The sequence below is a fragment of the Streptomyces sp. NPDC034085 genome (assembly GCF_055575555.1).
The window spans coordinates 407,423-434,277 of the sequence record NZ_JBVISL010000006.1; the positions used below are offsets into that span (position 1 = coordinate 407,423).

22 protein-coding genes are annotated in these 26,855 nt (G+C 75.6%); 11 read left to right on the forward strand and 11 right to left on the reverse strand.

The window, feature by feature from the left end:
- Positions 1 to 2: 2 nt before the first annotated feature.
- From ACZ501_RS23190 to ACZ501_RS23200, 3 genes are read right to left on the reverse strand one after another with little or no spacing between them, the layout of a single operon-like run.
- Positions 3 to 860, reverse strand: coding sequence for a 5-oxoprolinase subunit C family protein (locus tag ACZ501_RS23190; protein ID WP_468797717.1), 858 nt, complete (start codon positions 858 to 860; stop codon positions 3 to 5).
- A gap of 5 nt (positions 861 to 865) precedes the next feature.
- The gene (locus ACZ501_RS23195) at positions 866 to 1,483 is read right to left on the reverse strand and encodes a 5-oxoprolinase subunit B family protein (protein WP_361608885.1); all 618 of its coding nucleotides are present in this window, start codon (positions 1,481 to 1,483) and stop codon (positions 866 to 868) included.
- Positions 1,480 to 2,250, reverse strand: a complete 771-nt coding sequence (locus ACZ501_RS23200) for a LamB/YcsF family protein (RefSeq protein WP_361608895.1) — start codon at positions 2,248 to 2,250, stop codon at positions 1,480 to 1,482. The genes ACZ501_RS23195 and ACZ501_RS23200 overlap by 4 nt, the downstream gene beginning before the upstream one ends.
- Positions 2,251 to 2,335: 85 nt before the next feature.
- On the opposite strand from ACZ501_RS23200, the gene ACZ501_RS23205 reads away from it, so the two are divergent.
- From ACZ501_RS23205 to ACZ501_RS23220, 4 genes are read left to right on the forward strand one after another with little or no spacing between them, the layout of a single operon-like run.
- Positions 2,336 to 3,874 (forward strand): hypothetical protein, encoded by a 1,539-nt coding sequence (locus ACZ501_RS23205; protein WP_361608883.1) that lies wholly within the window; start codon positions 2,336 to 2,338, stop codon positions 3,872 to 3,874.
- Positions 3,871 to 4,053, forward strand: coding sequence for a hypothetical protein (locus ACZ501_RS23210; protein ID WP_361608881.1), 183 nt, complete (start codon positions 3,871 to 3,873; stop codon positions 4,051 to 4,053). The genes ACZ501_RS23205 and ACZ501_RS23210 overlap by 4 nt, the downstream gene beginning before the upstream one ends.
- Positions 4,050 to 4,973, forward strand: coding sequence for a hypothetical protein (locus ACZ501_RS23215; protein ID WP_468797656.1), 924 nt, complete (start codon positions 4,050 to 4,052; stop codon positions 4,971 to 4,973). The genes ACZ501_RS23210 and ACZ501_RS23215 overlap by 4 nt, the downstream gene beginning before the upstream one ends.
- A gap of 47 nt (positions 4,974 to 5,020) precedes the next feature.
- Positions 5,021 to 9,847, forward strand: a complete 4,827-nt coding sequence (locus ACZ501_RS23220) for a hypothetical protein (RefSeq protein WP_468797659.1) — start codon at positions 5,021 to 5,023, stop codon at positions 9,845 to 9,847.
- A 48-nt stretch (positions 9,848 to 9,895) separates the two neighbouring features.
- Here ACZ501_RS23220 and ACZ501_RS23225 read toward each other — a convergent pair whose 3' ends face one another.
- Positions 9,896 to 10,315, reverse strand: a complete 420-nt coding sequence (locus tag ACZ501_RS23225) for a hypothetical protein (protein ID WP_468797662.1) — start codon at positions 10,313 to 10,315, stop codon at positions 9,896 to 9,898.
- A 368-nt stretch (positions 10,316 to 10,683) separates the two neighbouring features.
- Between ACZ501_RS23225 and ACZ501_RS23230 the strand changes: the two genes are divergently transcribed.
- Genes ACZ501_RS23230 through ACZ501_RS23245 form a run of 4 tightly spaced genes read left to right on the forward strand, consistent with a single transcriptional unit; the run spans position 10,684 to position 14,980 of the window.
- Positions 10,684 to 13,503 carry a sensor histidine kinase gene (locus ACZ501_RS23230; protein ID WP_468797666.1) on the forward strand — a complete coding sequence of 940 codons (2,820 nt, stop codon included), beginning with the start codon at positions 10,684 to 10,686 and terminating at the stop codon, positions 13,501 to 13,503.
- Positions 13,500 to 13,937, forward strand: a complete 438-nt coding sequence (locus tag ACZ501_RS23235) for a roadblock/LC7 domain-containing protein (protein WP_361609137.1) — start codon at positions 13,500 to 13,502, stop codon at positions 13,935 to 13,937. Before ACZ501_RS23230 ends, ACZ501_RS23235 begins: the two co-directional genes overlap by 4 nt.
- Before the next feature lie 10 nt (positions 13,938 to 13,947).
- Complete coding sequence (locus tag ACZ501_RS23240) at positions 13,948 to 14,373, forward strand: DUF742 domain-containing protein (RefSeq protein WP_361609135.1); 426 nt, start codon at positions 13,948 to 13,950, stop codon at positions 14,371 to 14,373.
- On the forward strand, positions 14,354 to 14,980 hold the full coding sequence (locus ACZ501_RS23245) for a GTP-binding protein (RefSeq protein ID WP_361609133.1): 627 nt from the start codon (positions 14,354 to 14,356) through the stop codon (positions 14,978 to 14,980). Before ACZ501_RS23240 ends, ACZ501_RS23245 begins: the two co-directional genes overlap by 20 nt.
- A gap of 169 nt (positions 14,981 to 15,149) precedes the next feature.
- Here the strand turns inward: ACZ501_RS23245 and ACZ501_RS23250 are convergent, their stop codons facing one another.
- A complete protein-coding gene (locus ACZ501_RS23250; RefSeq protein ID WP_468797670.1) occupies positions 15,150 to 16,340 on the reverse strand; it encodes a lipid-transfer protein in 1,191 nt (396 codons plus the stop codon).
- The gene (locus ACZ501_RS23255) at positions 16,337 to 16,792 is read right to left on the reverse strand and encodes a Zn-ribbon domain-containing OB-fold protein (RefSeq protein ID WP_468797673.1); all 456 of its coding nucleotides are present in this window, start codon (positions 16,790 to 16,792) and stop codon (positions 16,337 to 16,339) included. The genes ACZ501_RS23250 and ACZ501_RS23255 overlap by 4 nt, the downstream gene beginning before the upstream one ends.
- Positions 16,793 to 16,992: 200 nt before the next feature.
- Between ACZ501_RS23255 and ACZ501_RS23260 the strand changes: the two genes are divergently transcribed.
- Positions 16,993 to 17,538, forward strand: coding sequence for an NUDIX domain-containing protein (locus tag ACZ501_RS23260; RefSeq protein ID WP_361609127.1), 546 nt, complete (start codon positions 16,993 to 16,995; stop codon positions 17,536 to 17,538).
- A 62-nt stretch (positions 17,539 to 17,600) separates the two neighbouring features.
- On the opposite strand, the gene ACZ501_RS23265 is transcribed toward ACZ501_RS23260, so the two are convergent.
- Complete coding sequence (locus ACZ501_RS23265; RefSeq protein WP_361609125.1) at positions 17,601 to 18,179, reverse strand: hypothetical protein; 579 nt, start codon at positions 18,177 to 18,179, stop codon at positions 17,601 to 17,603.
- A gap of 79 nt (positions 18,180 to 18,258) precedes the next feature.
- Entirely contained in the window at positions 18,259 to 20,802 is a 2,544-nt protein-coding gene (locus ACZ501_RS23270; RefSeq protein ID WP_468797676.1) for a glycoside hydrolase family 31 protein, read from the reverse strand.
- 211 nt (positions 20,803 to 21,013) lie between these two features.
- Here ACZ501_RS23270 and ACZ501_RS23275 point away from each other — a divergent pair, with 211 nt between their 5' ends.
- Together ACZ501_RS23275 and ACZ501_RS23280 are read left to right on the forward strand one after the other, a co-directional pair.
- Entirely contained in the window at positions 21,014 to 22,990 is a 1,977-nt protein-coding gene (locus tag ACZ501_RS23275) for an acetoacetate--CoA ligase (protein WP_361609121.1), read from the forward strand.
- Positions 22,991 to 23,048: 58 nt separating this feature from the next.
- Positions 23,049 to 23,999 (forward strand): hypothetical protein, encoded by a 951-nt coding sequence (locus ACZ501_RS23280; RefSeq protein WP_468797679.1) that lies wholly within the window; start codon positions 23,049 to 23,051, stop codon positions 23,997 to 23,999.
- Positions 24,000 to 24,082: 83 nt separating this feature from the next.
- Here ACZ501_RS23280 and ptsP read toward each other — a convergent pair whose 3' ends face one another.
- From ptsP to ACZ501_RS23295, 3 genes are all read right to left on the reverse strand, one after another.
- Entirely contained in the window at positions 24,083 to 25,753 is a 1,671-nt protein-coding gene (gene ptsP / locus ACZ501_RS23285) for a phosphoenolpyruvate--protein phosphotransferase (RefSeq protein WP_361611352.1), read from the reverse strand.
- Positions 25,754 to 25,835: 82 nt separating this feature from the next.
- Positions 25,836 to 26,285 (reverse strand): PTS sugar transporter subunit IIA, encoded by a 450-nt coding sequence (locus ACZ501_RS23290; RefSeq protein ID WP_361611354.1) that lies wholly within the window; start codon positions 26,283 to 26,285, stop codon positions 25,836 to 25,838.
- Between the two features lie 279 nt (positions 26,286 to 26,564).
- Positions 26,565 to 26,855, reverse strand: a 291-nt coding sequence (locus ACZ501_RS23295; RefSeq protein ID WP_468797682.1) for a hypothetical protein, incomplete at its 5' end; no start/stop codon positions are given.

Sequence of the window (26,855 nt, forward strand, 5' to 3'; positions counted from 1 at the left end):
CCTCAGCAGGGGACGAAGCGGACCCGCACGCCGGGACGGGCCTGGGCCGCCGCGTCCAGGGCCCGGCCCCGCGGGACCACGCCGACCACCGGATAGCCGCCCGTCACCGGGTGGTCGGCCAGGAAGACCACCGGAAGCCCGTCCGGCGGCACCTGCACCGCCCCCAGCACCATGCCCTCGCTCGGCAGCTCCCCGCCCCGTGCCCGGGCCAGCGCCGGGCCGGCCTCCGTGCGCAGGCCGATCCGGTTGGACGCCGGGGACACCTGGTACGCCGAGGACAGCAGCGCCGCCCGCGAAGCCGGCGTGAACCAGTCCGCCCGAGGGCCCGGCCGCAGCGGGAGCACCAGCTCGGCGATCGGCGGCCCCGGCGGGGCCACCGCGTCGGCGGCGGACACCGGGTCCCGGCCCGGGGCACCCACCGCGAGGACGGCCCCGGCCGACAGCGGCGGCGGCCCCAGCCCCGACAGCAGGTCCGTCGAGCGGCTCCCCAGCACCACCGGCGCGGCGAACCCTCCCCGCACCGCGACGTAGCTGCGCACCCCGAGCTCCGCCCGGCCCACGTCCAGCTCCGCCCCCGCGCGCAGCCGCACCGGCGCACCCCAGGCCGCCGGGCGCCCGCAGACGCGTACCGCGCAGGGCGCGCCCGTCACCGCGACCGTCACCGGGGCCAGGGCCCGCAGCCGGACCCCGTCGAGGGTGGTCTCCAGGGTGGCCGCCCCGGACGGGTTGCCCAGCAGCCGGTTGGCCAGGGCGTGCGCGCCGGCGTCCAGCGCCCCCGACCGGGGGACGCCCAGGTGGGCGTACCCGGCGCGGCCCAGGTCCTGGACGGTGGTCAGCGCGCCGGCCCGCTCCACCAGCAGCCCGTTCACGCGCCCGCCTCCTCGAACCGGACCCGCACCCCGGGCGCGAACAGCGCCGCCGGCTCCCGCGCGGGATCCCACAGCACCGCGTCCGTGGAGCCGATCAGCTGCCAGCCGCCGGGGGAGGAGCGCGGGTAGACCCCCGCGTACTCGCCCGCCAGGGCCAGCGAGCCCGCCGGGACCGCCGTACGGGGCGTGGCGCGCCGGGGCAGCCAGAGGTGCTCCGGAAGTCCCGTGAGGTAGCCGAAGCCGGGCGCGAACCCGCAGAAGGCGACCCGGAAGACGATCCCCCCGACCAGCTCCGCCACCTCCCGCTCCGCTACCCCCCAGGCTCCGGCCGCCGCCGCCAGGTCCGGGCCGTCGTACCGCACGGGGACGGTGACCAGCGGCCCCTCGGCCTCCGCGAGCGGCGGCACCTCCCAGCGCGCGATCCGCGCCGCCAGCGCGTCCGGGTCCGGTACGCCGTCCAGCAGCACGGTCCGGGCGGCCGGCACCACCTCCCGTACGCCGCCCAGCTCGCCCGCGTCCCGACGCCGCAGCAGCTCGGCGTGGAGCGCCGCCACCTCCCCGGCGGAGTCCACCTCGACCAGCAGCGCCTCCCGGCCCACCGCCAGCGCCCTCACGCGAAGGCCTCCACCCGCACCCCGGCCCCCTCCAGCGCCTCCCGCACGCGCCGGGCCAGCCCCGCCGCGCCGGGGGTGTCCCCGTGCAGGCACAGCGAGCGCGCCGGCACCGCCACGGGGGAGCCGTCGACGGCGCTCACCGTCCCCTCGGCGGCCATCCGCACCGCCCGCCCGACCACCGCGTCGGGCTCGTGCAGCACCGCCCCCGGCTCCCCGCGCGGCACCAGCGTGCCGGCCGGCGTGTACGCCCGGTCGGCGAAGGCCTCCGGCACCGCCTCCAGCCCGGCCTCCGCGGCGGCCGCCAGCAGCAGCGACCCGGGCAGGCCCAGAACCGGCAGCCCGGCCTCCCCGGCGGCCAGCCGGACCCCCGCGACCACCGCGGCGGCCTGGCCGGCGTCATGGACGGTGCGGTTGTACAGCGCGCCGTGCGGTTTCACGTACGACACCCGGGACCCGGCTGCCCGCGCGAACACCTCCAGCGCCCCGATCTGGTAGGCCACCTCGGCCGCCAGCTCCCCGGGCGGCACGTCCATCGACCGCCGCCCGAAGCCCGCCAGGTCCCGGTACGAGACCTGCGCACCGATCCGTACGCCCCGCCCGGCGGCCAGTTCGCAGACCCGGCGCATGATCGACGGGTCCCCGGCGTGGAAGCCGCAGGCCACGTTGGCGCTCGTGACCACCGCCAGCAGCGCCTCGTCGTCGGTCAGCGTCCAGCGTCCGAAGCCCTCGCCCAGGTCGGCGTTCAGGTCGATCCGAGGTGTGATCATGGCAACCATGCGGTGAGCGTAGAACAGCGGCCGCGCCGCGCCCCCCGCCGCCGGGGACCGATCCGGCCGAACCGTGCCGTTTGGGATGTTGTCCGTGTCACCGCCTACTCTTTCCGTCGTGACTTTCCCAGCCCCGGCGAAACCCCTTCCGTCCCCGGCGCCGGGCCCGGCCGCCGACGAGGGCCTCGCCCGGCGGCTGCGCGCCCTCGCCTGCACCGCCCCGCTGCACGACCTCGACGTCCGCAAGGCCAACCTGGCTGGCGAGTACGGGGTCTACGCGATGGCGGAGGTCGCGCTGTCCGCGATCGACCTGGTCACGCTGAACATGGACTTCGACACCGGCGCCGACCACGAGCAGATAGTGGCCCGGCTGCTGCCGCGCGTCGCCGCCCAGGCCCCCGCGAGGCCGGCCGCCGAGCACGAGCGGGTCGCCCGCTGGGTGCTGGAGAACCTGATCAACGTCGGCAGCGTGGACCGCGGCTTCCGCGCGATCTACGGCACCTTCGGGCCCGACGGGGTGTACGTCCGCCGCGACTACGACTTCAAGCTGATCGAGGAGGTGCCCGGCCACGGCGGCGCGGTGTACCTGCGCACCACCGACGAGGCGGTCAACGTCCTGGTCGGCGCCCTCGACACGGACGTCACCAGCGCGCAGATCGCCGCCGAGGTCAAGCTGGAGGTGCTGATCAGCCGGGGCCGGCTGGCGGACGCCCAGCTCGCCGCCGAGCAGGCCCGCTACCGGACCGTCCAGTACGCCGAGACCCTGCGCCGCACCCTCGACGCGACCCGGCGCAACGTCCGCGCGGTGGACTGGCTCCAGGCCGTACCCGACATGATCGCCGAGGCCCTGGACCACGTCGCCGACCGCTACCGGCACGAGAACGCGATCCTGACCAACATCCGCAGGGCCCGCGACGAGGCCGAGGACCCCGGGAACAAGCGGCGCGCCGCCGAGCTGGTCGACATCGTCAAGGACTGCATCCGCCGGCACACCCAGCTCCAGTCGCGGCTGCTCGACGCCGGCCCCCTCTTCCGCGCCGAGCAGGACCGCCAGGCCTTCGCCGCGCCCGCCGCGCGCTCCGGCATCGACCTGTACGGGCAGCTCGTCGCGCCCCTGCTGCCGCTCCCGCTGGAGGGGGCCACCCGGGTCACCGACGCCTTCTTCGCCGCCGGAACCGGGCTGCGCACCCCCGTCTCGGTGCGGGTCGCGGACCTGGTGGACATACTCCTCACCCCGCCCGTGGAACGGGAGCACCTCGGCGCCGAGATGCCCGAGCCGGACCTCATCGCCACCCCCGACGACAGCCGCTTCAGCGAGGAGCAGCTCGCCGCCGCCAACCAGCTCCTGGACCTGCCCCACGACGCGCCGCGCCGGCTCTCCGGCCTCCTCGCCGAGGCGAGGCGCGACGACCCCGACCTGCCCTACCTGGTGGCGCTGCTGGCCGTCCACGCGGCGAGCCCGGCGGTGGGCACGGCGTACCGCCAGGGCGAGGAGCGGCTGCTGTTCGCGGTGGACGACGGCACCCGGCTCGACGACCCGGAGTTCGGCGGCGCCGACCTGATCGTCGGCACCGCCCTCCTGGACGCCGCGGGCATGGCCGCCGCCCGCTCGGAGGCGTCATGACCCCGCACGCCCGGCGCACACCGGCCTCCGCGCCTCCCCGCCACCCCGGGTGCGCCGCCGTCCGCGCACGCCCCGGCGGCGGCCGGTCGACGGCCGCCGAAGCCGCCGCCCGAGCCACCACCCGCCACCGCACCGCCCGTGCCCGCACCACCCGTACCGCCGAGGAGAGCCACCCGTGAGCGACCACCGCGCCGAGCACACCGCCTGGAGCGAGGGGCAGCCCGCGTGGAGCGAGCCCGACGCGCCGTCGGCCCCCGTCGCGCCCACCCCCGCAGGGGCCCTCACGCCGGCCGACGCCGCCGACGCGGCCCGGCTCGTCGGCTTCGGACTCCAGCCCAAGCTGCTGCCCGCCCGTGACGCCGAGTACGCCGAACTGCTGCGCCGCTACCGCGAGGACCCCGCCTTCGGGCGGCTCGCCGACGCCGTCGCCACCGGCCTCGGGCTCGTCGTCTTGGAGGTGTCCCCCCGCGCCGGGATGGCCGTGGCCGCCGGCGAGGACTCCGTCTTCGCCGTACGCATGGGCGACTACGCCCGCCGCACCTCCGCCGACGGCGGCGACCGCTTCCTGCACGGCCTCGCCCACCTCGCCGTCGCCGCCCTCGCCTTCCCCCGCCCCGAGGACCTCGCCGACGACGGCTACATCGGCCGCGTCACCGTCAACGGCGTCGACGCGTTCGTCCGCCAGACCTGCCGCCGCCTGGAGGAGCGCGCCGAGGAGCTCGGCGAGAACACCGACCCCGCCTCCGGCTCCCCGCAGCTGGAGGCCGCCTGGCGGGTCTACGCCCGCCGCAGCGCGACCGGCGCCACGAAGGACGCCCGCCGCCTGGCCGGCTCCACCACCGGCATCGTCGGCAAGGCCGCGGCCTTCCTCACCGAGTCCGGGTTCCTCCAGCGCACCGGCGACGACGCCGGCGGCACCTACCGCACCACCCCCCGCTACCAGCTCCAGGTCCGCGACATGGCGGGCACCGCGGCCATGGCCGAACTCCTCGAACTCGGCGTGGTCCCCGTCAGCGACGGCTCCGCCACCCTCCTGCCGCCGCCCGAGGGCGACGACCTGGAACTCGCGGCCGACGCGGGCCTGCCCTTCCACGCCTGAGCACCCAGCCTTCCGTAAACCACGAGAGACCGCGAGAACCCGCCGCCATGTACGAGCTGTCCCGGATCCGCCTCTACTCCATCGGGCCCGCCGGCGCGCGCTACGCCGACACCGTGCTCGACCTGCGCGGAGTCGGCGAGCCGGTGCCCCATCCGGCGCCTGCCCAGGCGGAGTTCTTCGAAGAGGAGCCCACGGGCCCGCTCCGGCGCCCCGCGCCCGCCGGCGTGCTCTTCCTGGAGAACGGCGGCGGCAAGTCCGTCCTGCTCAAGCTGATCTTCTCGGTGATGCTCCCCGGCCACCGCAACACCCTCGGCGGCGCCAGCTCCGGCGTGCTGCGCAAGTTCCTGCTCGCCGACGACTGCGGGCACGTCGCCCTGGAATGGCAGCACACCCAGACCGGCGAGTGCGTCGTCGTCGGCAAGGTCAGCGAATGGCGCGGACGCCAGGTCTCCAACGACCCCCGCAAGTTCGCCGAGGCCTGGTACTCCTTCCGCCCCGGCCCGGGCCTGAGCCTGGACAGCCTCCCCGTCGCCGAGGCCACCTCCGTCCGCCCGCCCGTCGAGGGCGCCTCGGGCGCCCAGGGCCGGCGCCGCACCATGAAGGGCTTCCGCGACTCCCTCACCGAGGCCGGGAAGGCCTACCCGCACCTGGAGGTGTACTGGGAGGAGATCCACGACCGGTGGAACGAGCACCTCACCGAGCTCGGCCTCGACCCCGAACTCTTCCGCTACCAGCGCGAGATGAACGCCGACGAGGGCGAGGCCGCCGGCCTCTTCGCGGTCAAGAAGGACTCCGACTTCACCGACCTGCTGCTGCGCGCGGTCACCGACACCCGCGACACCGACGGCCTCGCCGACCTCGTGCACGGCTTCGGCAACAAGCTCGGCCGCCGCGCCGAGCTGATGGCCGAACGCGACTTCACCGCCGGCTCCGTGGACCTGCTCACCCGGATCGTGGAAGCCGCCGAGACCCGCTCCCGGCTGCGCGACGTCCACGCCGGCGCCGAACGCCGCACCCGCACCCTCGCCCGGCGGCTCTCCGCCCGGGCGTCCGAAGAACGCGGCCGCGCCGCCGACCTCGCGCAGCGGGTCACCGGCGCCGCCCACGAGGTCACCGCCGCCGAGGCCCAGCGGGCCCGCAGCGCCGCCGTCTCCGCCGAACTCGCCTACCGCCACGCCTCCCTGGCGCTGACCGTCGCCGACAAGGCCGCCGCCGCGCAGCGCCGCGAACTCCTCGAAGCGCGCACCCTGCACTCCGCCTGGCAGGCCGCCGAAACCGTGCTGCGCCACCGCGCCGCCGCCGACCGCTCCGCGCGGGTCGCCGCCGCCATCCTGGAGGCCGAACGGGACGCCGCCCCGGCGCTGGCCGCGCGCGCCACCGCCGCCGCCCAGCTGGTACGGGCCCTGCACACCGCCGCCGAGCAGGGGGAGCGGGCCGCCAACGAGGAGGAGGAGCGCTCCGCCGAACTGCAGTCCCTCGGCGAGAGCGCCCACCGCGACGCCACCTCCGCCGCCACCGCCGCCCAGCGCGCCCGCAGCGAGGCCGAGCACCTGCGCGCCCGGCTCGCCGAGGTCGAGCAGGAGACCGCGGACGCCGTCCGGGCCGGCTGGCTGGACGACACCGCGCCCGACGCCGACCCGGCCCGTGCCGCGCTCGCCGCCAGCGACGCCGAGAAGGCCGCCGTGGCGGCGTGGGAGGAGTCCCGAGAAGCCGCCAGGGCCGCCGCCGACGCCGCCCGCGAGGCGGCCTCCGCGGAGTCCCGCGCCGAGCTCACCGCGGCCCGCGCCGCCGACGCCGCCGACGCGGCCGAGGCCGCGCACGCCGCGGAGCACCGCGCCGCCGAGTCCCTGGCCGCGTCCCCGCGGCTGGCGGAGCTCCTGGGCCTCCCGTCCGTCCCCGAGACCTTCCTCCCGCACCCGCGCGCCGGCCGGGCCGCCGACTCCGCCGATGCCGCCGGGGCGGGTTCGGGGGCCGGTACGCCGGCCGGTGCGGCCGCGCCGGCCGGAGCCGGGCGCGGTTCGGCCGGGCACGGTCCGGCGGGCCACGGTCCGGCCGGGCAGGACCCGGCCCCGGCCGCCGGCGCCCCCGGCCGCGGGGGCGCCACCGCCACGGCCGACGCCGGTGCGCCCGCCCGCCCCGCGGCCGCCGGGCTCACCGCCGAGGACCTCGACCGCAACGCCGACACCCTCCGCGAACTGCTGGCCGACACCGTCGGCTCGGCCGAACGCCACCTGTTCGAGCTGCGCACCGCCGCCGCCGACGACGCCCGCATCCTCGGCGCGCTCGGCGACGGCGGCCTGCTGCCGCCCGGCCCCGACGTCCTGGCCACCGTCGAGTACCTCGGCGAGCACGGCATCCCGGCCCTGCCGGGCTGGCGCTACCTCGCCCAGTCCGTCGACCCCGCCGACCACGCCGCCGTCCTCGCGGCCCGCCCCGAACTCGTCGACGGCGTCGTCATCACCGACCCCGACACCCACGCCCGCGCCCGCGAGGTGCTCTCCGGAGCGGCCCTGCTGCCCCGCTCCACCGTCGCCGTCGGCACCGCCGCCGCCCTGCTGGCCCCGGTGCCGCCGGCCGACGGCGCTTCGGCGGTGTCCGGCATCTTCATCGTCCCGCCGAACCCGGCCATGCACGACGAGCACGCCGCCGACGAGGAGCGCCAGGCGCTGCGCGCCCGGGCCACCGCCCGCGACGGCGAGATCCGCGACCTGGCGGCCCGCCTCGCCGGGGACCGCGAGCTCGCCGCCCGCCTCGCCTCCTGGCGCACCGGCTGCCCTGCCGGCCGGCTCGCCGAGCTGGCCCGGCAGGCCGAGGTCGCCCGGGCGTTCGCGCAGGAGACCGACGCCGAGCTGGCGGAAGCCCGTACCGTACGCGCCGAGGCCGAGGAGGCCGCCGCCGACGCCGCCCGCGTCCGCGACGAGCGCCAGGACACCGCCCAGCGCGCCCGCCGGGCCGCCGACGCCCTCGCCGGCCTCGCCCACCGCCTGCGCGAACGCTCCGCCTGGCAGGCCCGGGTACGCGAACTCGCCGAAGAGGCCGCCGAGTCCGAAGCCCGCGCCGAAGCGTGCCTGGACCGCGCCCGCGCCGCCGACGAGGACCGCCGCGCCGCCCAGCGCGCCGCCGACGACGCCCGCCGCACCGCCCGCGCCCTGCGCGCCGAACGCGCCGAGATCGCCGGAGCCCCCGACCCCCTCCCGGAGGACGACGGCACCGTCAGGGCGCCGCTGCCCGACCTCCGCGAGGCCTACCGCGCCGCCTCCCAGGTCTACGAGAAGGTCGGCGTCGGCGCCGACCTGCGCGCCGAACAGGCCCGCGCCGAGAGCGACGAGAGCGCCGCCCTCGCCGAACTCGACCGGCTCACCAACAAGGTCCGCACCCGCGCCGCCCAGCTCCTCGAAGGCACCGACGGAGCCGACGGCCCCTCCCGGCAGGCCGCCGCCGCCCGCGCCGAGGCCCTCGTACAGATGCTGGAATCCCGCGCGTCCGCCGCGAGCGAGCAGCTCGGCCGGCTGCGCGGCGAAGCCGAACGCCACGCCCCCGCCGAGGGCGAGGCGCACACCGAGCTGCCCGAGGAACTGGTCCCGGCCGACGTCGAACAGGCCCAGGGCCTGCTGCGCAGCGCCACCGCCCAGCTCGCGGCGCACTCCGCCGCCGTGGAATCCGCCCGCGCCGCCCACGCCGACCTGCTGCGCGCCCACCGCGCCGCCGAGGACGGAGCCGGCGGTTTCGACGAGACCGCCGCCCTGCTGCGGGACCTGCTGCGCGACCACACCCACCCGGAGGACGAGCAGGAGCCCGCGGCTCACCCCGGCACCCTGGAGGAAGCCCGGCAGTCCGCCGCCGAGGCCCGCCGCTCCCTGCGGGCCTGCGCCGCCGACCTCTCCGCCGCCGAGTCCGCGGTGCGCGAGGCGAGCGACGTCCTGGTGCGGCACGCCAACGCCACCCGGTACGAGCAGGTGCGCACCCCCGCCCGCCAGCAGATCCGCGAACTGCCCGCCTCCGCCCTGCCCGAGCACGCCGCCGCCTGGGCCGCCGCGTTCGCCCCGCGGCTGCGCGTGCTCACCGACGAGCTCGCGCAGCTGGAGCGCAACCGCGACAGCATCGTCGACCGGCTGCGCGGCCTCGTGGAGTCCGCCCTGGCCACTCTCCGCTCCGCCCAGCGCCTGTCCCAGCTGCCCGAGGGCCTCGGCGAATGGTCGGGGCAGGAGTTCCTGCGGATCCGCTTCGAGGAGCCGGACCAGGCCACGCTCACCGAGCGGCTCGGCGAGGTCATCGACGAGGCCACCCGCGCGGCCGTGAAGAAGAACAGCGCCGCCTCCTTCGGCGAGGGCCGCCGCGACGGCATGTCCCTGCTCCTGCGGGGCGTCCAGGCCGCCCTCGAACCCAAGGGGATCTCCGTCGAGATCCTCAAGCCCGACGCCGTCCTGCGCGCCGAGCGGGTCCCCGTCGGCCAGATGGGTGACGTCTTCTCCGGCGGCCAGCTGCTCACCGCCGCCATCGCCCTCTACTGCACGATGGCCGCGCTGCGCAGCAACGACCGGGGCCGTGACAAGCACCGCCACGCGGGCACGCTCTTCCTCGACAACCCGATCGGGCGCGCCAACGCCACGTACCTGCTGGAGCTCCAGCGGGCCGTCTCGGACGCGCTCGGCGTGCAGCTGCTGTACACGACGGGCCTCTTCGACACCACGGCCCTCGCCGAGTTCCCGCTGGTCATCCGGCTGCGCAACGACGCCGACCTGCGCGCGGGGCTGAAGTACATCAGCGTCGAGGAGCACCTGCGCCCGGGCCTGCCGCAGCAGTCCCCGGAGGGCGAGACGATCCACGGCGAGATCACCGCCACCCGCATGTTCCGCCGGGCCGGCGCCTCCTGACCCGCCCGCGGCGCCGCCCGCCCGACCGCCCCCCGCACGGGCCGCCGGTCAGCGGGCGGTGCGGCGGTGGACCGGTATGCCCCCGGCCAGGGGAGGGGCCGCCAGACGGCCCTCCTGGCCGGCCGTCCGGCCCCGCCAGGGCTCGCGCGCGGCGGTGCCCGGCTCCGACAGGACACCGTGCCGCTGGTTCCACATCTGCCGGGTGATCCACACGTCCAGCACCGCCCAGGTGGCCACGACCGTCGCCGCTATCCCGATGAGCACCATCGGGAAGGCGAGCCACGACCCGGTCACCGCGAGGAAGAAGGCGATCGTGGCCTGCGTCAGCGTCACGGCCACGACCAGCACCGCCCGCACCGCCGACGCCCGCACCGGATCGGGCATGCGCCGCCGACGGGCCGGCGCCTCCACCCACAGGCCCCGTCCCGGAGCCTCGGCCGCCGTACCGTCCTCGTCGTACATCCTCATCGTCCGCTCACTTCCCGCCCCGCGGTCCGCCGTCGCCGCGCCCGCGATCGCCCCCGGCGCTCCGCTCCGCCCTACCTGTCAGACGATCGGACGCGCCCGGAGATTCCCGTATACCGGACCCGGAGCACAGAATTCCAGCCATCCGTCCGAACATCGGAACTGACAGCCCACCAAGTGTCATCTGCCACATATCGGGCGGGACTTGCCCGGAAGTGTCGGACAACTGGTGATCTTCGCCCGGAGGGCAGGCCGAAAACGTCCGGACACCTCTGCGAAGCCGCTCCGTGGCAGTAGTAGGCTCACGCCGTTTAAATGACGGAACACCGACCTCTGACAACGGGGTTGAGCTGGGGGAGGCTGGGGAGGCCATGCGCTTTCGCGGGAAGTCCATCCGCCGGAAGATCGTGGCGTTGCTCCTGGTGCCGCTCGTCTCCCTGACCGCCCTCTGGGGCTTCTCGACGGTCATCACCGGCCGGCAGGCCGTGCAGCTGCTCGACGTCGCGTATGTCATCAAGAAGGTCGGCTACCCCATGGAGGATGTCGTACGCGTCGTCCAGAAGGAACGCCGCCAGACCCTGGTCGTCCTCGGCGACCCCCGCGCGTCCGCCGCCACCGCCGAACTCACCAAGAGCCGCACCGCGACCGACACGATGGTCCGGTCCATCACCGCGAACGCCCTCGACCCCGAGGTCTCCGACGAGCTCAGCCCGCAGGCCCGCCAGCGCCTGAAGTCGATCCTCGACGCCCTGCAGGGCATCACCGCGCTGCGCCGCTCGGTCGACCAGGGCGCCGTCAACCCGGGCCAGGCCCTGGACCTCTACAGCCGGCTCGTCGACCCCTGCTACGAGTTCCTGATGAACCTCCACGCGCTGGAGAACGTCGAGATGGACAAGCAGGGGCGCGCCCTCGTCGGCATCACCCGCGCCCGCGAGACCCTCTCCCGCGAGGACGCGGTCATCGCCTCCGCCCTCGCCGCCGGCAACGTCCCCGCCGCCGACGTCCGGCACGTCTCCGACCTGGCGGCCAACCGCCGCCTGCTGTACGAGTTCAACCTCGCGATCCTGCCGTCCGAGGACCGCAAGCTCTTCGGGCAGTACTGGAACGGCGCCCAGACCAAGGCGCTGCGCGACGCGGAGGAACGGTTCATCACCGGCGGCGCCGGCAAGAACCCCCGGGTGACCGCCGCCCAGTGGGACGAGGCCGCCAACAAGGTCCTCGGCGACCTCGCCGTCATGGGCACCGCCGCCGGCGACCGCTACCAGCACCGCGTCGAGCCGGTCGCCACCGGCGTCGTCGTCCAGGCCGCCGTGGCCGGCGTCCTCGGCTTCATCGCCCTCGTCGTCTCCCTCGTGATGTCCGTGCGCATCGGCCGCGACCTGATCCGGGACCTGTCCCGGCTCCGCAAGGAGGCCCACGAGGCCTCCGGCGTGCGGCTGCCCAGCGTCATGCGCCGCCTCGCCGCCGGCGAGACGGTCGACGTGGAGACGGAGGCGCCCCGCCTGGAGTTCGAGAAGGACGAGGTCGGCCAGGTCGGCCTGGCCCTCAACAGCCTCCAGCGCGCCGCCGTCGAGGCCGCCGTCAAGCAGGCCGAGCTGCGCCGCGGAGTGTCCGAGGTGTTCGTCAACCTGGCCCGCCGCAACCAGGTGCTGCTGCACCGCCAGCTGACCCTGCTCGACACCATGGAGCGGCGCACCGAGGACACCGAGGAACTCGCCGACCTGTTCCGCCTCGACCACATGACCACCCGCATGCGCCGCCACGCCGAGGGCCTGGTGATCCTCTCCGGCGCCGCGCCCTCCCGCCAGTGGCGCAAGCCCGTCCAGCTGATGGACGTCGTACGGGCCGCCGTGGCCGAGGTCGAGGACTACGAGCGCATCGAGGTGCGGCGCCTGCCCCGCATCGGCATCGAGGGCCCCGCCGTCGCCGACGTCACCCACCTCGTCGCCGAACTCCTCGAGAACGCCACCGTGTTCTCGCCCCCGCACACCGCCGTCCAGGTCCACGGCGAACGCGTGGCCAACGGCTTCACCCTGGAGATCCACGACCGCGGCCTCGGCATGAACCCGGAGGCGCTGCTCGACGCCAACCTCCGGCTCGCCGAGACCCCCGAGTTCGAGCTCTCCGACACCGACCGCCTGGGCCTGTTCGTGGTCAGCCGCCTCGCGCGCCGCCACAACGTCAGGGTCGTCCTCCAGCCCAGCCCCTACGGAGGCACCACCGCGGTGGTCTTCCTCCCCGCGGACCTGCTCACCGACGCCCCCGACACCAACGGCACCGGCATCCGCCTCGACGCCGTGAAGGGCGTCCGGGGCCTGCGGACGGGCCCCGGCGCCAAGAGCTCCGCGCGGCCCGGACCGACCGCCCTCGACCGGGCGCAGTCGGCCCGCCCGCTGCCCGCCGGGGTGCTCAACGGCCCCGTCGAGCTGGAGGGCCCCCTCGGCCTCCTCGACCTGGACGGCCTCGACGGCCCCGACGGCCTCCACGGCGCCGCCGGGCTGGACGAGGTGGCCACCGGCATATCCGGCCTCACCGGCGTCGGCGGGCGCCCGCCCATGGCCACCCTCGACGACGAGACCCCGCCCGGCGGCATCCCGCGCAGCGCCCTGTTCGGCACCGGCTCCGCGGACCGCCCCCACGGCGGCCGCCCGCACGGCGAGCGGCACGCCGAGCGCGGCCCCTGGAAGCGCGACCGGGGCCGCGACCGCGACCGGGAGCCGCTGGCCCCCACCGGCCCGGTCCGCGTGGAACACCCCCGGCCCGAGCCGGCGCACCCCGACGCCCCCCGCACCGGTGGCGCCGTCCCGCTGCCCCGCCGGCGCCCCACGCCCACCCTGGTCGCCGAGCACGGCCGCCGCGTCGAGCCCCGCCCGGCCGCCGTGAAGGCCCCGGCCCAGCCGCGCACGGGCCCCGACGAGCCCGCGGCCGCCCCCGGCACGGGCGGCCTGCCCCGGCGGGTCCGCCAGGCGAACCTCGCACCGCAGCTCAAGAACGCCCCGGCACCCGCCGCGGCACAGCCCGCCGCGGACCCGGTGACCGACCGGGACGCGGAGGACGTACGCACGCGCATGTCCGCCCTCCAGCGCGGCTGGACGGCGGGCCGCGACCAGCACGCACAGCAGCAGTCCGAGACCGAGGCCGGCCGCACCGGCGCCGGTCCCGCGCACGAGAACGAAGGGGACGGTCGATGACCGCACCGCAGACCGGAAACGACACCAGGGGCCGCGGCTCCGGCCCGCTCAACTGGCTCCTCGACGAACTCGTCGACAAGGTCGGCAGCATCCGCAAGGCGGTGGTCCTCTCCGGCGACGGCCTGCCGACGGGCAGCTCCAAGGACCTGACCCGGGAGGACAGCGAGCACCTGGCCGCCGTGGCCTCCGGCTTCCACAGCCTCGCCAAGGGCGTCGGCCGCCACTTCGAATCCGGGCGGGTCCGCCAGACGGTGGTCGAACTGGACGAGGCCTTCCTCTTCGTCATGGCCGCGGGCGACGGCAGCTGCCTGGCCGTGCTCTCCGACTCCGACTCCGACGTCGGCCAGGTGGCGTACGAGATGACGCTCATGGTCAAGCGCGTAGGCGACCACCTGGCGACCGCCCCGCGCTCCGGGCTGCCAGCCGGAGGGTGAGTCGGACGGCATGAGCGATCCAGGCCAGGACCACCCCCCGACCGCCCCTCTGACGCCCGAGCCCGGCCACTGGTTCGACGACGACGCGGGTCCCGTCGTACGCCCCTACGCCATGACCCGCGGCCGGACCAGCCACGCCGCCCAGCACCGCCTCGACCTGATCGCGCTCGTCGTCGCGGAAGCGGCGGCCGACGATCCGGTCTGGGACATGACCCTCTCCCCGGAACACGCCCACATCCTCGGGCTGTGCCGGGAACGCCCCCAGTCGGTCGCGGAACTCGCCGCGGACCTCGACCTCGCCATCGGCGTCGTCCGGGTCCTGATCGGCGACCTCGTCGACGAGGAACTGGTCCACGTGACCAGGCCGGTCCCGCCGGCCGAACTGCCCGATGAATCCATTCTGCGTGAGGTGATCGATGGCCTTCGGGCGCTCTAGCCGCACCGGCGCGATGCATGCCGTCTCGCCGGTCGAGCCGCTGACCCTGAAGATCCTGGTCGCGGGCGGTTTCGGGGTGGGCAAGACCACCCTGGTCAGCGCGGTCAGCGAGATCCGGCCGCTGCGGACGGAGGAGCGGCTGTCCGAACCGGGCGCCGCCGTGGACGACACCGGGGGAGTGGAGCAGAAGAGCACCACGACCGTGGCCATGGACTTCGGCCGCATCACCCTCCGCGAGGACCTGGTGCTGTACCTCTTCGGCACGCCCGGACAGGACCGCTTCTGGTTCCTGTGGGACGAGCTGGCCCAGGGCTCCCTCGGCGCCGTCGTGCTGGCCGACACGCGCCGGCTCGCCGACTGCTTCGCCGCGATCGACTACTTCGAGCGGCGCGGCATCCCCTTCGTCGTCGCGGTCAACTGCTTCGACGGGGCCGAGCGCCATCCGGTGGTGACCGTACGCGAGGCGCTCGACCTCGATCACGAGGTGCCGGTGCTGCTGTGCGACGCGCGCGACCGGGAGTCCGTCAAGGACGTCCTGGTGGGAGTCGTGGAGCACGCCATGTCGCTCGCGCGGGCCCGCCGCAGGAGCATGAGCGCCTCGTCCTGAGGCAAGGGCCCCGCACAGGGAGGCGGCCCGTACCCCCGCCGACTGGGGTACGGGCCGCAGCTCTCATGGGGGGTCACGGAGCCCCGGTCGCCGCGGGACTGTGGAGAGAGTGTGAACCCGCCGCCCGGGGCCGTCAAGCACTCTGACGGCAGCACTTCTCCGCACGCCCTCACCGCACGGCCACGACCGCCGATCCGTGTCCGAACAGCCCCTGGTTCGCGGTGATCCCGGCCCGCGCCCCCGGCACCTGGCGCGCCCCCGCCGTGCCCCGCAGCTGCCACGTCAGCTCGCACACCTGGGCGATGGCCTGGGCCGGTACCGCCTCCCCGAAGGAGGCCAGCCCCCCGCTCGCGTTGACCGGCACCCGCCCGCCGAGCGCCGTCGCCCCCTCCCGGACCAGCTTGGCCCCCTCGCCCTCCCCGCACAGCCCGAGGTCCTCGTACCACTCCAGCTCCAGCGCGGTGGACAGGTCGTACACCTCGGCCAGCGACAGGTCCCCGGGCCCCAGCCCCGCCTCCTCGTACGCGGCGCGCGCGATCGAGGCCCGGAAGGAGCCGGCCGCGGGCTCCACGGCCACCGCCGAGTCGGTGGCGATGTCCGGCAGGTCCAGCACGGTACGCGGATACGTGGGCGTCACCGTCGACACCGCCCGGATCCGCACCGGGTCCGCCACCCCGCGCGCCCGCGCGAAGTCCATGCTGCTCAGCACCAGCGCCGCGCCCCCGTCGGAGGTGGCGCAGATGTCCAGCAGCCGCAGCGGATCGGCCACCACCGCGGAGGCCGCGACCTCCCCGGCGGTGACCGCCTTGCGGTAGCGGGCGTTCGGGTTGTGCGCCCCGGCCGCCGAGTTCTTCACCTTGACCAGCGCGAAGTCCTCGGCCGTGTCCCCGTGGAGCGCCATCCGGCGGCGGGCGTACAGCGCGAAGTAGGCGGGGTTGGTGGCCCCCAGGACGCGGAACCTCAGCCAGTCGGGATCGTCCGGCCGCTCACCGCCGGCCGGGGCGAAGAACCCCTTCGGCGCGGCGTCGGCGCCCACCACCAGCACCACGTCCGCCAGCCCGGCGAGGATCTGCGCCCGGGCCGTCCCGATGGCCTGGGCCCCGGAGGCGCAGGCCGCGTACACGCTCGTCACCCGGGCGCCCTGCCAGCCGAGCGCCCGCGCGAAGGTGGCCCCCGCGACGTAGCCCGGGTAGCCGCCCCGCACGGTGTCGGCGCCGACCACGGACGGCACGTCGCCCCACTCCAGCCCGGCGTCGGCGAGCGCCGCCCGGGCGGCGGCCCGCCCGTACTCCACGAAGCTGCGGCCCCACTTGCCCCACGGGTGCATGCCGGCCCCCAGCACGGCCACGTCCTCGCTCACCGGGCCCCTTCCACCGGCTTGAACTGCCAGGTCAGCCAGGTGGTTGCCGCGTCCTCGCCGAGCACCCCGGCGACCGCCTCCACCTCCATGCCGACCGCCAGGTCGGCCGGCGTCACCCCCGGCGCGGCCTGCCCGAGCACGACCATCCGCTCGGCCTCCAGCTCCACCGCGACCAGGGTGTACGGCTCCCAGCGCACGTCCGGATCGGACACGTACGGGGCGGGCGGGCGGTAGCGGCCGTCCGTGTACGACCAGACGCGGCCGCGCGGGGACAGCGGGACCTCGGCGAGCTCGCCGCCGCCGGGACAGTGCGGATTGCGGCAGTACGCGTCCTCGCGCGGGAAGAACACCGACGTGCAGGCCGAACACCGGGTGCCGAGCAGGCGGAAGCCGCCCTCGGCATCCGGCCCGGTGAACCACCCGCTCACCACGGGCGTGCGTGTGCGTTCCAAAACCCCTCCCGGACAGGCGTATCTGACGAAGCGTCAGAAGTCTGCCACGGGCCGCCCCACCGCGACAGACTCCCCGCACCCGCGACGACGCTCCGGGGTCCCGCACACCGCGCGTCCGCCCCGAGGCCGCAAGGCCCCGGAAGCCCTCCGGACCGCCGCAACCCCCGCCGTCCTCAGGCCCCTTGGCATACCATCGCCGCATGCCGGCACTGCTGAGGGACTCGCACTGCTCCACCTGCGGAGCTCCGTTCGACACCGCCGCGTGGCCGCGTACCTGCGCCGCCTGCGCAGCCGTCACCTACCGCAACCCGCTCCCCGTGGCCGTGGCCCTGCTCCCGGTCGAGGACGCCGCCGGCACCGGCCTGGTCGTCATCACCCGCACCATCGAGCCGGCGCGGGGCGGCATCGCCCTGCCCGGCGGGTTCATGGACTTCGGTGAGGACTGGCGCACGGCGGTGGTCCGCGAACTCCGCGAGGAGACCGGCATCGAGGCCCCGGCCTCCGACGTGGCCCTGGCCGACGTCCTCAGCTCCGCGGCCGGCCACCTCCTGGTCTTCGGCCTCCTCCCGCCCCGCCGGGCCGCAACGCTCCCGCCCTCGGCCGCCACCGACGAGACGACGGGCTGGCACGTCCTCCACGCCCCGGCGGAACTGGCCTTCCCCCTCCACACGCGCGCGGCGGCCTCCTGGTTCGCGGGCCGCTACGACGCGCCCGGCGGCGGCACGCCCGGTCTCGCCGGCGGGTGACGCGCGGGGACCGCGGCGCGGGGACCCCGCGGCGCGGGGACCCCGCGGCGCGGCCCCGGGAACTACACCGGCAGGTCCATCACCAGCGAAGCCAGCCCCACCACCCCCACCGCCGTCCCGGCGACCACCGCACCCCGCGCCCACAGCACCCCCGCCGGCACGGGCCGCGCCCGGTCCCGCAGCAACGCCCCGACCGCCATCGGCAGCACCGTGCCCGCCACGCACCCGGCCCACACCACGCCGAAGCCCGGCACGCCGGCACCCTGCGTCCCCAGCCACCACCGCACCACCACGGCCGCCGGCGCCGACGCCGGGACCGCCAGCACCGCCACCGCGACCGGCCGCGGCCACGCGCTCACCCGGGCGGTCCAGCGGCCCAGTGCCGCGAGCGGCTTGACCAGCAGCAACCCGTGCAGGAACCCCGCCGCGGCCAGCGAGACCGCGGCCACGCCCAACTCCCCGGGACCCCCCGCCGGAACCGCCCCGGTCACCAGCAGCAGGGCCCACACCGTGACCGGCTGCCACGTGCCCACCACCTCGGAACCCGGCACCCGGTCCCACCGCCGCGCGGTGGCCGGCACCCGCCGGCCCAGTGCCGACCGGTCCGGCCCGTACGCCCGCGCCGGGCTCGCTAAGACCATCACAAACTCCCTGCTCCCACCGACCGCCGACGGCACACCCGCCGCCCACCGCAGCCTCCTCCTCCCCCCTACACCGGGCCTACACCCCTGATCCCCGCACCTCCACCCCGCTCACCACACCCCCGTCCTCGTCCTCCACCACCACCGCGTCCCCGGCCCACCGCACCGCGTACCGCTCCACCTCGCCCGCCTCGAAGCCCGGCCCCGGATCCCGGATCACCACCCCGCCGCCCGTCCGGCCCCGCGCCGGGGCCCACGCCTCCAGCCCCACCGACCCGTCCGCCCGCCGCACCGCCAGCACCGAGCCCGCCCGCGCCAGCACCGGCATCCGCCCCGGCGGCGCCTCGAACAGGACCTGCCCGGGCCCCTCGTACGCCGTCCCCGTCGCCGTGTCGTACCAGCGGCCCCGCGGCAGCCGCACCGCCCGCCGGTCCGCCCCGCACTCCAGCACCGGCGCCACCAGCAGCGCGTCCCCCAGCAGGAACGCGTCCTCGCAGTCCCGCAGCCGCCGGTCCTCCGGCGACCCCCACCACACCGGCCGCACGTACGGCGCCCCCGTCCGCCGCGCCAGGTGGGCCAGCGTCACGAAGTACGGCCGCAGCCGCTCCCGCTCCGCCAGCACCGCCCCCGCCCGCTCAGCCACCTCCGGCCCGAACTCCCAGGGCTCCCGCCGCCCCGCCCAGATCGCCGAATGCGTGCGGAACAGCGGCAGGTACGCCCCCAGCTGCAACCACCGCAGGTACAGCTCCGGCGACGGCGACCCCCCGAAACCCCCGACGTCCGGACCCGAGTACGGCACCCCGCACAGCCCCAGCCCCAGCACCAGGGCCAGCGACGCCCGCAGCCCCTCCCAGCTGCTCTCCACGTCACCGGACCACGTCCCCCCGTACCGCTGCATCCCCGCCCACCCCGACCGGGAGAACAGGAACGGCCGCTCGGCCGGCCGCAACCGCACCAGGCCCTCCCAGCCGGCGCGCGCCATCATCAGCCCGTACACGTTGTGCCCCGCCCGATGGTCGCCGCCGGCCCCCTCCAGCGCGTGCCGCGCCGAGCGGGGGAGCGTCGCCTCCCCCCACGGCGCGAAGGACACCGGCTCGTTCATGTCGTGCCAGAAGCCCGCGAAGCCCTGCGCCAGCCGCTCCTCGTACAGGCCGCCCCACCACTCCCGCGCCGCCGGATCCGTGAAGTCGGGGTACGCGCACTCACCCGGCCAGACCTCGCCGCGCACCTCCCGCCCCCGCGCGTCCCGTACGAACGCCCCGCGCGGCCCCACCGCCAGACCCGAGGCGTGCACCGGGTCGCCCGCCTTCACCGCCGGGTCCACGATCGACACCAGCCGGACCCCCCGCTCGCCCACCTCCCGCGCCAGCCCCGGCAGATCGGGGAAGGCCCGCCGGTCCACCGTGAACACCCGGTGCCCGTCGTAGTGGTCGATGTCCAGGTGTACGGCCGACAGCGCCAGTCCGCGCTCCGCGTACCCGGCCACCACCCGCCGCACCTCGGCCGCACTGCCGAAGCCCCACCGCGCGTGCTGGTACCCCAGCGCCCACTCCGGCGGGACCGCGGCCGCCCCCGTCAGCCCCGCCCACCCCTGGAGCACCCGCGCCGGCGTCCCCACCAGCACCCAGCACCTCGGCGGGCCGCCCTCCAGCCGCAGCTCGCTCGTCCCCTTCCGGTCCGCCCCCGAACCTGCCCCCTCCTCGCCCTCGCGCAGGAGGACCCGCCCCTCCCAGGGGTTGTCGTAGAAGGCCAGGTGCGTCCCCGCGTCCGCCACCACCACCTGCACCGGCATGGTGATGTACAGCGGGTCGGTGTCCGGCCCGAAGCCGCCCTTGGGGTCCGTGTTCCACAGCCGGTACTCCCCGTCCCGCAGCCGGGGCCCCCGGGCGCGCCCGCCCAGCCCGAAGAACCGCGCGTCCGCGGGCACCTCCGCACGCTGGAGCCACCGCGACCCGCCCTCCGCCGGCCCCACCCAGGCGACCCCCGCGCCGTCCCCCTGCCGGTCCGCCCGGCCGTCCCCGGCGCCGTCCGCCCGGCCGTCTCCCCGCCGGCCCCCCAGCCCGTCCCCGGTGGCATTCCCCGGGCCGCCCGCCCGGTCGTCCCCCGTGCCGTCCCGCCGCCGGTCCCTCCGGCCGTTCCCGCCGCTGTCCCCCCGCCCGTCCACCGGGTCCCACCACCGCGGTGGGAGCTCGCGCCGCAGCACCGCCCCGCCCGGGGTCCGCACCTCCACCGCCCCGTGCCGGGACACCGCCACCGTCACCCGCTCCGAGACCACCCGCCAGCCACCCCCGGTGTCCGGCTCCAGCACCGCCCGGGGATCGGGCTCGGGCCCCCCGCCCACCACCGCGTACGACGGCTCCGGGCGGGCCCCGTCCCAGCCCCAGAACACCGCACCGCCCACGGTCACCCGTACCAGCAGCTCACTGCGCGCGAACCGCAGCACGCCCCCGCCCGGCCGGGCCTCCGTACCCGCCAGCAGCCCCGGCACCCGCGCGCGCTCCGGGCCCCGCCGCGGGAGCCCCTCCGCGTCCGCACGCCGGTGGCGCCACGCCGAGCGCCAGGCCCGCCGCCCGCGCGCCGTACCGATCTCCATCACCGCACGCACCAGATCACGACCGTCCATGCCGGTCACCCTGCCACCGGCCCCCGGCCGCGCGGGCGGCGTTCAGCTTCCGTTCACCCGGAAAACGATCAGCCCGCCCGGACCGGGACGGCTCTGGTGCGGATGTCGATCACATGGCATGGTCCCTGTGGGCCGCCGCACGCACACCGACGCCGCGGTGGCACCCTACGCACACGAAGCGCGAGCCGCAGACTTGACCGGGAGCCGACCCATGACTTCAGCCACCCAGCCGGAACCGCTCTGGTCCCCGAGCCCCGACCGGATCGCCGCGGCCCGCGTCACCGCCTTCCAGGCCTGGGCGGCCGAACGGTTCGGCGCCCCGGCCGAAGGCGGCTACCCGGCCCTGCAGCAGTGGTCCGTCGACGCGCTCGACACCTTCTGGCAGGCCGTCGCCGAATGGTTCGAGGTCCGCTTCAGCACCCCCTACCAGGAGGTCCTGGCCGACCGCTCCATGCCGGGCGCCCACTGGTTCACCGGCTCCACCGTCAACTACGCCGAGCACGCCCTGCGCGCCGCCGAGGACCCCGCCCGCGGCGGCGACCCGGCCCTGCTCCACGTCGACGAGACCCACGAACCCACCCCCGTCACCTGGGCCGAACTCCGCCGCCAGGTCGGCTCGCTCGCCGCCGAGCTGCGCGCCCTCGGCGTACGCCCCGGCGACCGCGTCGCCGGCTACCTCCCCAACATCCCCGAAGCGGTCGTCGCCCTCCTCGCCACCGCCGCCGTCGGCGCGGTCTGGACCTCCTGCGCCCCCGACTTCGGCGCCCGCAGCGTCCTCGACCGCTTCCAGCAGGTCGAGCCCGTCGTCCTCTTCACCATCGACGGCTACCGCTACGGCGGCAAGGAACACGACCGCCGCGAAACCGTCGCCGAGCTGCGCGCCGAGCTCCCCTCGCTGCGCGCGGTCGTCCACATCCCGCTCCTCGGCACCCCCGCCCCCGAGGGCACCCGCACCTGGACCGAGCTGACCTCCGGCTCCGCCGAGCCGGCCTTCGAGCCGGTGCCCTTCGACCACCCGCTGTGGATCCTGTACTCCTCCGGCACCACCGGCGCCCCCAAGGCGATCGTCCAGTCCCAGGGCGGGATCCTCCTCGAACACCTCAAGCAGCTCGGTCTGCACTGCGACCTCGGCCCCGAGGACCGCTTCTTCTGGTACACCTCCACCGGCTGGATGATGTGGAACTTCCTCGTCTCCGGCCTGCTCACCGGCACGACCGTCGTCCTCTACGACGGCAGCCCCGGCTTCCCCGACACGGGCGCCCAGTGGCGGATCGCCGAGCGCACCGGAGCCACCCTCTACGGCACCTCCGCCGCCTACGTCATGGCCTGCCGCAAGGCCGAGGTCCACCCCGCGCGCGACTTCGACCTCTCGGCCGTCAAGTGCGTCGCCACCACCGGCTCCCCGCTGCCCCCCGACGGCTTCCGCTGGCTCCACGACGAGGTCGCCGAAGACCTCTGGATCGCCTCCGTCAGCGGCGGCACCGACGTGTGCAGCTGCTTCGCCGGAGCCGTCCCCACCCTCCCCGTCCACATCGGCGAGCTCCAGGCCGCCTGCCTCGGTACGGACCTCCAGGCGTGGGACCCGGCCGGCAAGCCCCTCACCGGCGAGGTCGGCGAACTCGTCGTCGCGGCCCCCATGCCCTCCATGCCGATCCACTTCTGGAACGACGCCGACGGCAGCCGCTACCGCGACAGCTACTTCGAGATGTTCCCCGGCGTCTGGCGCCACGGGGACTGGATCACGATCACCGACCACGGCTCCGTCGTCATCCACGGCCGCTCCGACTCCACCCTCAACCGGCAGGGCGTCCGGATGGGCTCCGCCGACATCTACGAGGTCGTCGAACGTCTCCCGGAGATCAAGGAATCCCTGGTCATCGGGCTGGAGGAGCCGAACGGCGGCTACTGGATGCCGCTCTTCGTCCACCTCGCCCCCGGCGCCGCCCTCGACGAGCCCCTGCGCAAGAAGATCGCCGCCACCATCCGGGAGCAGCTCTCCCCGCGCCACGTCCCCGACGAGATCATCGAGGTCCCGGCCGTCCCCCACACCCTGACCGGCAAGCGCATCGAGGTACCCGTCAAGCGGCTCCTCCAGGGCACGCCGATGGCGAAGGCCGTGAATCCCGGCTCGGTCGACCACCCCGAGCTGCTCGCCTTCTACGAGGAGCTGGCGCGCACCCGGAGGTGACTGTCAGTGGCGCCGATTACCGTGAGTGAGCAAGCCATCGCTCCACTCAGGGGGAACCATGAACGCCACGCCCGACACACCACGCACGACCCAAGGCACCGCATCTCCCACGGCACCCGGCCCGGCACGCCCGGCCCACCGCCGTGACCTGCGCCGCGAGGTCCCCAGCACCGTCGGCCTCCTCACCGACCCCGGGGACTTCGCGGCCATGCGGGACTACCCCAGCTTCGGCTTCGACCACCACGACGACTACACCGACTACCTCCGGCACGTCGACGCCCTGCTCCGCTCCCTCGCGGCCCAGGGCATCCACACCACCGTCGCCCTCTTCGACCCCGAGGAGTACGCGCACTACTGCGCCGAACACGGCCTCGACCCCGACAGCGCCCACACCCGTACGCGCTTCACCGCCGAGCTCGCCGCCGGCCCGACCCTGCCCTACGCCGGCCAGCCCGTCGAGGAACTCGTCCCGCTCCTCGTCGACGAAGCCGTCCGCCAGTCCACCTGGGAGTACGCCACCGAGCTGCTCACCGGCGCCGGAGCCTGCGCGGACTGCGGCGAGGACATCGGCCGGGCCTCCTTCGAGCGGGCCGCCGACATGCTCGAACGCCTCGTCACCGGCGCCGGACCGGGCCACCACCACCTGGTGTGCAGCGTCCCCGCCGAGCAGGAACAGCTCATCGCCGTCCTGCACGCCGAGGCGGCCGCCGGGCCCGGAAGCCGGCCCGGCATCGACGGCCGCGAAGGCCTCGACTTCGTGACCGTCCTGGCCGCCGGCCTCGCCCTCGGCGGCGCCGGGGGGCTGGTCCTGCGCAGCACCACCGAGGGCTTCCGCGACCGGGTCCACGGCTGGCGCCTGGACCGCGGCCGCCTGGTCGCCCTCACCGCGGCGGCCGTCTTCGACGCCTACTGCACGGACGCCGACACCGGCGACCCCGTACCCCCCGAGCCCGGGGTCGAATACTGCCCCGGCTACGAGGTGGACGTCCCGGGCCCGCACCGCGAGTAGCCCTTCCCGGCCAGCACCGGGAAACGCCCGAGGGGCCCCCGCCCACGGCGAGAGCCCCTCGGACCGACCACGCGAACCGCCGGCTACTCGCCGGACAGCACCGCCTGCGCGGCCAGCCGCGCCTCCTCCGCAGTGTCCGACGCGCGCGCGGCGGCGGCCGCACGCTCGCACTGCGCGAGGGTGTACTTGGCGAGCGTCGCCCGCACGTACGGGATCGAGGCGGCCCCCATCGACAGGGAGGTGACACCCAGACCCGTCAGCACACACGCCAGCAGCGGGTCCGACGCGGCCTCGCCGCAGACACCGCAGCTCTTGCCCTCCGCCTTGGCGGCCTCGGCCGACATCGCGATCAGGTCGAGCAGCGCCGGCTGCCACGGGTCCTGGAGGCGCGACACCGCCCCCACCTGCCGGTCGGCGGCGAAGGCGTACTGCGCCAGGTCGTTCGTACCCAGCGACAGGAACTCCACCTCCTGCAGGATCGAGCGCGCCCGCAGCGCAGCGGAGGGGATCTCCACCATCGCCCCGAACTTCGCCACCAGACCGGCCTCGCGGCAGGCGTCCGCGAACGCCCTGGCGTCCGTACGGTCGGCCACCATCGGAGCCATGACCTCGAGGTAGACCGGCAGGCCCTCGGCGGCCTTGGCCAGCGCGGTCAGCTGCGTGCGCAGCACCTCCGGGTGGTCCAGCAGCGTCCGCAGGCCGCGCACGCCCAGCGCCGGGTTCGGCTCGTCCGCCGGGGTCAGGAAGTCCAGCGGCTTGTCGGCACCGGCATCCAGCACCCGCACCACGACACGTCCCTCGGGGAACGCCTCCAGCACCTTGCGGTACGACTCGATCTGCTTGTCCTCGGACGGCGCCTTCCTGCTGTCGTCCAGGAACAGGAACTCGGTGCGGAACAGACCCACGCCCTCGGCCCCGGCCTCGACCGCAGCCGGCACGTCCGCAGGCCCGCCGATGTTCGCCAGCAGCGGCACCTTGTGCCCGTCCGAGGTGGCGCCCGGACCGGAGGAGGCGGCCAGCGCCGCCCTCCGCTCGGCCGCCGAGGCCTCCAGCTCGGCCCGCTTCCCGTCCGTCGGCTCCACGAAAAGGTCACCGGTGCTGCCGTCGACGGCGATGACCGTGCCCTCGGCGATCTCGCAGGCCCCCGGCAGCGCCACGATCGCCGGCACGCCCAGCGCACGGGCGAGGATCGCGCTGTGGCTGGTCGGCCCGCCCTCCTCGGTCACGAACCCGAGCACGAGCGCGGGGTCCAGCAGAGCCGTGTCGGCGGGCGCCAGGTCCCGCGCGATCAGCACGTACGGCTCGTCGCTGTCCGGCACACCCGGCATCGGCACGCCCAGCAGCCGCGCCACGATCCGGTTCCGTACGTCGTCCAGGTCGGCCACCCGCCCGGCCATGTACTCACCGGCCCCCGCGAGCAGGTCGCGGTAGGAGGCGAACGCGTCGTAGACACCGCGCTCGGCGGTGCTGCCGACGGCGATCCGCCGGTCCACGTCCGCCATCAGCTCGGGGTCCGTGGCGATCATCGCCTGGGCCTCGAGCACGTGCTGTGCCTCGCCGCCGGCCAGCTGGCCGCGCGCGATCAGGTCGGCCGACACCGCCTCCACGGCCTGACGGGCGCGCCCCTGTTCGCGCACCGCCTCCTCCGCCGTGATCTGCTTCGCCGGCGGCTCGAGCACAGCCGTACCCATGTGCCGAACCTCGCCGATCGCCACACCGTGGCTCACGCCGACGCCTCGCAGCGTTGTCTCCATTACACCCGTCTCCGATTGAGCGGCGGCCCAGCCGCCGCGATGGATATCCGACTCCGGTCCGCCCGCGCGACGGGCGGACGCGTCACCGCCAGCTGAAGAGCTGGTCGCCGGCCTTGACGTCGTCGTCCTCCATGACGCCGCCGAGGGAGTCGGCCGTCGCCTCGAGCGCCACGACGGGGCAGATCGGGGACTTGCCGGCGGCCTCGACCGCGGCGGGGTTCCAGCGGATCACGGCCTGGCCGCGGGTGACGGTGTCGCCCTTGTTGACGAGCAGCTCGAAGCCCTCGCCGTTGAGCTGCACGGTGTCGATGCCCAGGTGCGTGAGGACGCCGTGGCCCTCGCCGTCGACGACCACGTACGCGTGCGGGTGCAGGGAGACGACCACACCGTCGACGGGGGACACCGCCTCCGAGGCCTCGCGCACGGGGTCGATGGCGGTGCCCGGTCCCACCATCGCGCCGGAGAAGACCGGATCGGGCACAGCCGCGAGTCCGATGGCGCGCCCGGCAAGTGGGGACGTCACGATGGTCATGGGGGCCTCCCAGGGGGTGGGGCTTCTTGGTGGCGCCGTCACTCCATGTGGCGAACGGCGTACTGGTCAGAAGGATATGTCACGGGTTGTACGGGTTCGCCCGATGTCGATCCCGATCCGGGCTGGCCCTTCGGCACGGAGACTAGTGGACTAGACCGGTGGACTAGACCATACGCGTGATTCGATTTGCCTGCGCCCCAGGGGAGGGGTACTGTCGTGAGTCCCGCCAGGACGTGGCGCGTGAACACCTCGCGAACAGTCCGGGGCCGGGACTCCTCCTCAACCAGTGATGATCTCGAACTCCGCTTGATCTCTTTCCGCATGCCCTCGGGGCGAAACGGCAAGTGGTCGGAGAGACGGAAAACCGCTGATAGAGTCGGAACCGCCGGAAAGGGAAAGCGCGAAAGCGCAGGACCTGGAAAGCGCCGAGGAAATCGGACACGAAAGAGTCTGATAGAGTCGGAAACGCAAGAACAACACAGAACGAAAGCCCGGAGGAAAGCCCGAGAGGGTGAGTACAAAGGAAGCGTCCGTTCCTTGAGAACTCAACAGCGTGCCAAAAATCAACGC

Bases quoted from the DNA above. Each gene is read 5' to 3' on its own strand.
- ACZ501_RS23200 (WP_361608895.1), bottom strand. From the start codon at position 2,250: ATGATCACACCTCGGATCGACCTGAACGCCGACCTGGGCGAGGGCTTC.
- ACZ501_RS23205 (WP_361608883.1), top strand. From the start codon at position 2,336: ATGTTGTCCGTGTCACCGCCTACTCTTTCCGTCGTGACTTTCCCAGCC.
- ACZ501_RS23210 (WP_361608881.1), top strand. From the start codon at position 3,871: ATGACCCCGCACGCCCGGCGCACACCGGCCTCCGCGCCTCCCCGCCAC.
- ACZ501_RS23220 (WP_468797659.1), top strand. From the start codon at position 5,021: ATGTACGAGCTGTCCCGGATCCGCCTCTACTCCATCGGGCCCGCCGGC.
- ACZ501_RS23225 (WP_468797662.1), bottom strand. From the start codon at position 10,315: ATGAGGATGTACGACGAGGACGGTACGGCGGCCGAGGCTCCGGGACGG.
- ACZ501_RS23230 (WP_468797666.1), top strand. From the start codon at position 10,684: ATGCGCTTTCGCGGGAAGTCCATCCGCCGGAAGATCGTGGCGTTGCTC.
- ACZ501_RS23235 (WP_361609137.1), top strand. From the start codon at position 13,500: ATGACCGCACCGCAGACCGGAAACGACACCAGGGGCCGCGGCTCCGGC.
- ACZ501_RS23240 (WP_361609135.1), top strand. From the start codon at position 13,948: ATGAGCGATCCAGGCCAGGACCACCCCCCGACCGCCCCTCTGACGCCC.
- ACZ501_RS23245 (WP_361609133.1), top strand. From the start codon at position 14,354: ATGGCCTTCGGGCGCTCTAGCCGCACCGGCGCGATGCATGCCGTCTCG.
- ACZ501_RS23260 (WP_361609127.1), top strand. From the start codon at position 16,993: ATGCCGGCACTGCTGAGGGACTCGCACTGCTCCACCTGCGGAGCTCCG.
- ACZ501_RS23265 (WP_361609125.1), bottom strand. From the start codon at position 18,179: ATGGTCTTAGCGAGCCCGGCGCGGGCGTACGGGCCGGACCGGTCGGCA.
- ACZ501_RS23270 (WP_468797676.1), bottom strand. From the start codon at position 20,802: ATGGACGGTCGTGATCTGGTGCGTGCGGTGATGGAGATCGGTACGGCG.
- ACZ501_RS23275 (WP_361609121.1), top strand. From the start codon at position 21,014: ATGACTTCAGCCACCCAGCCGGAACCGCTCTGGTCCCCGAGCCCCGAC.
- ACZ501_RS23280 (WP_468797679.1), top strand. From the start codon at position 23,049: ATGAACGCCACGCCCGACACACCACGCACGACCCAAGGCACCGCATCT.
- ptsP (WP_361611352.1), bottom strand. From the start codon at position 25,753: ATGGAGACAACGCTGCGAGGCGTCGGCGTGAGCCACGGTGTGGCGATC.
- ACZ501_RS23290 (WP_361611354.1), bottom strand. From the start codon at position 26,285: ATGACCATCGTGACGTCCCCACTTGCCGGGCGCGCCATCGGACTCGCG.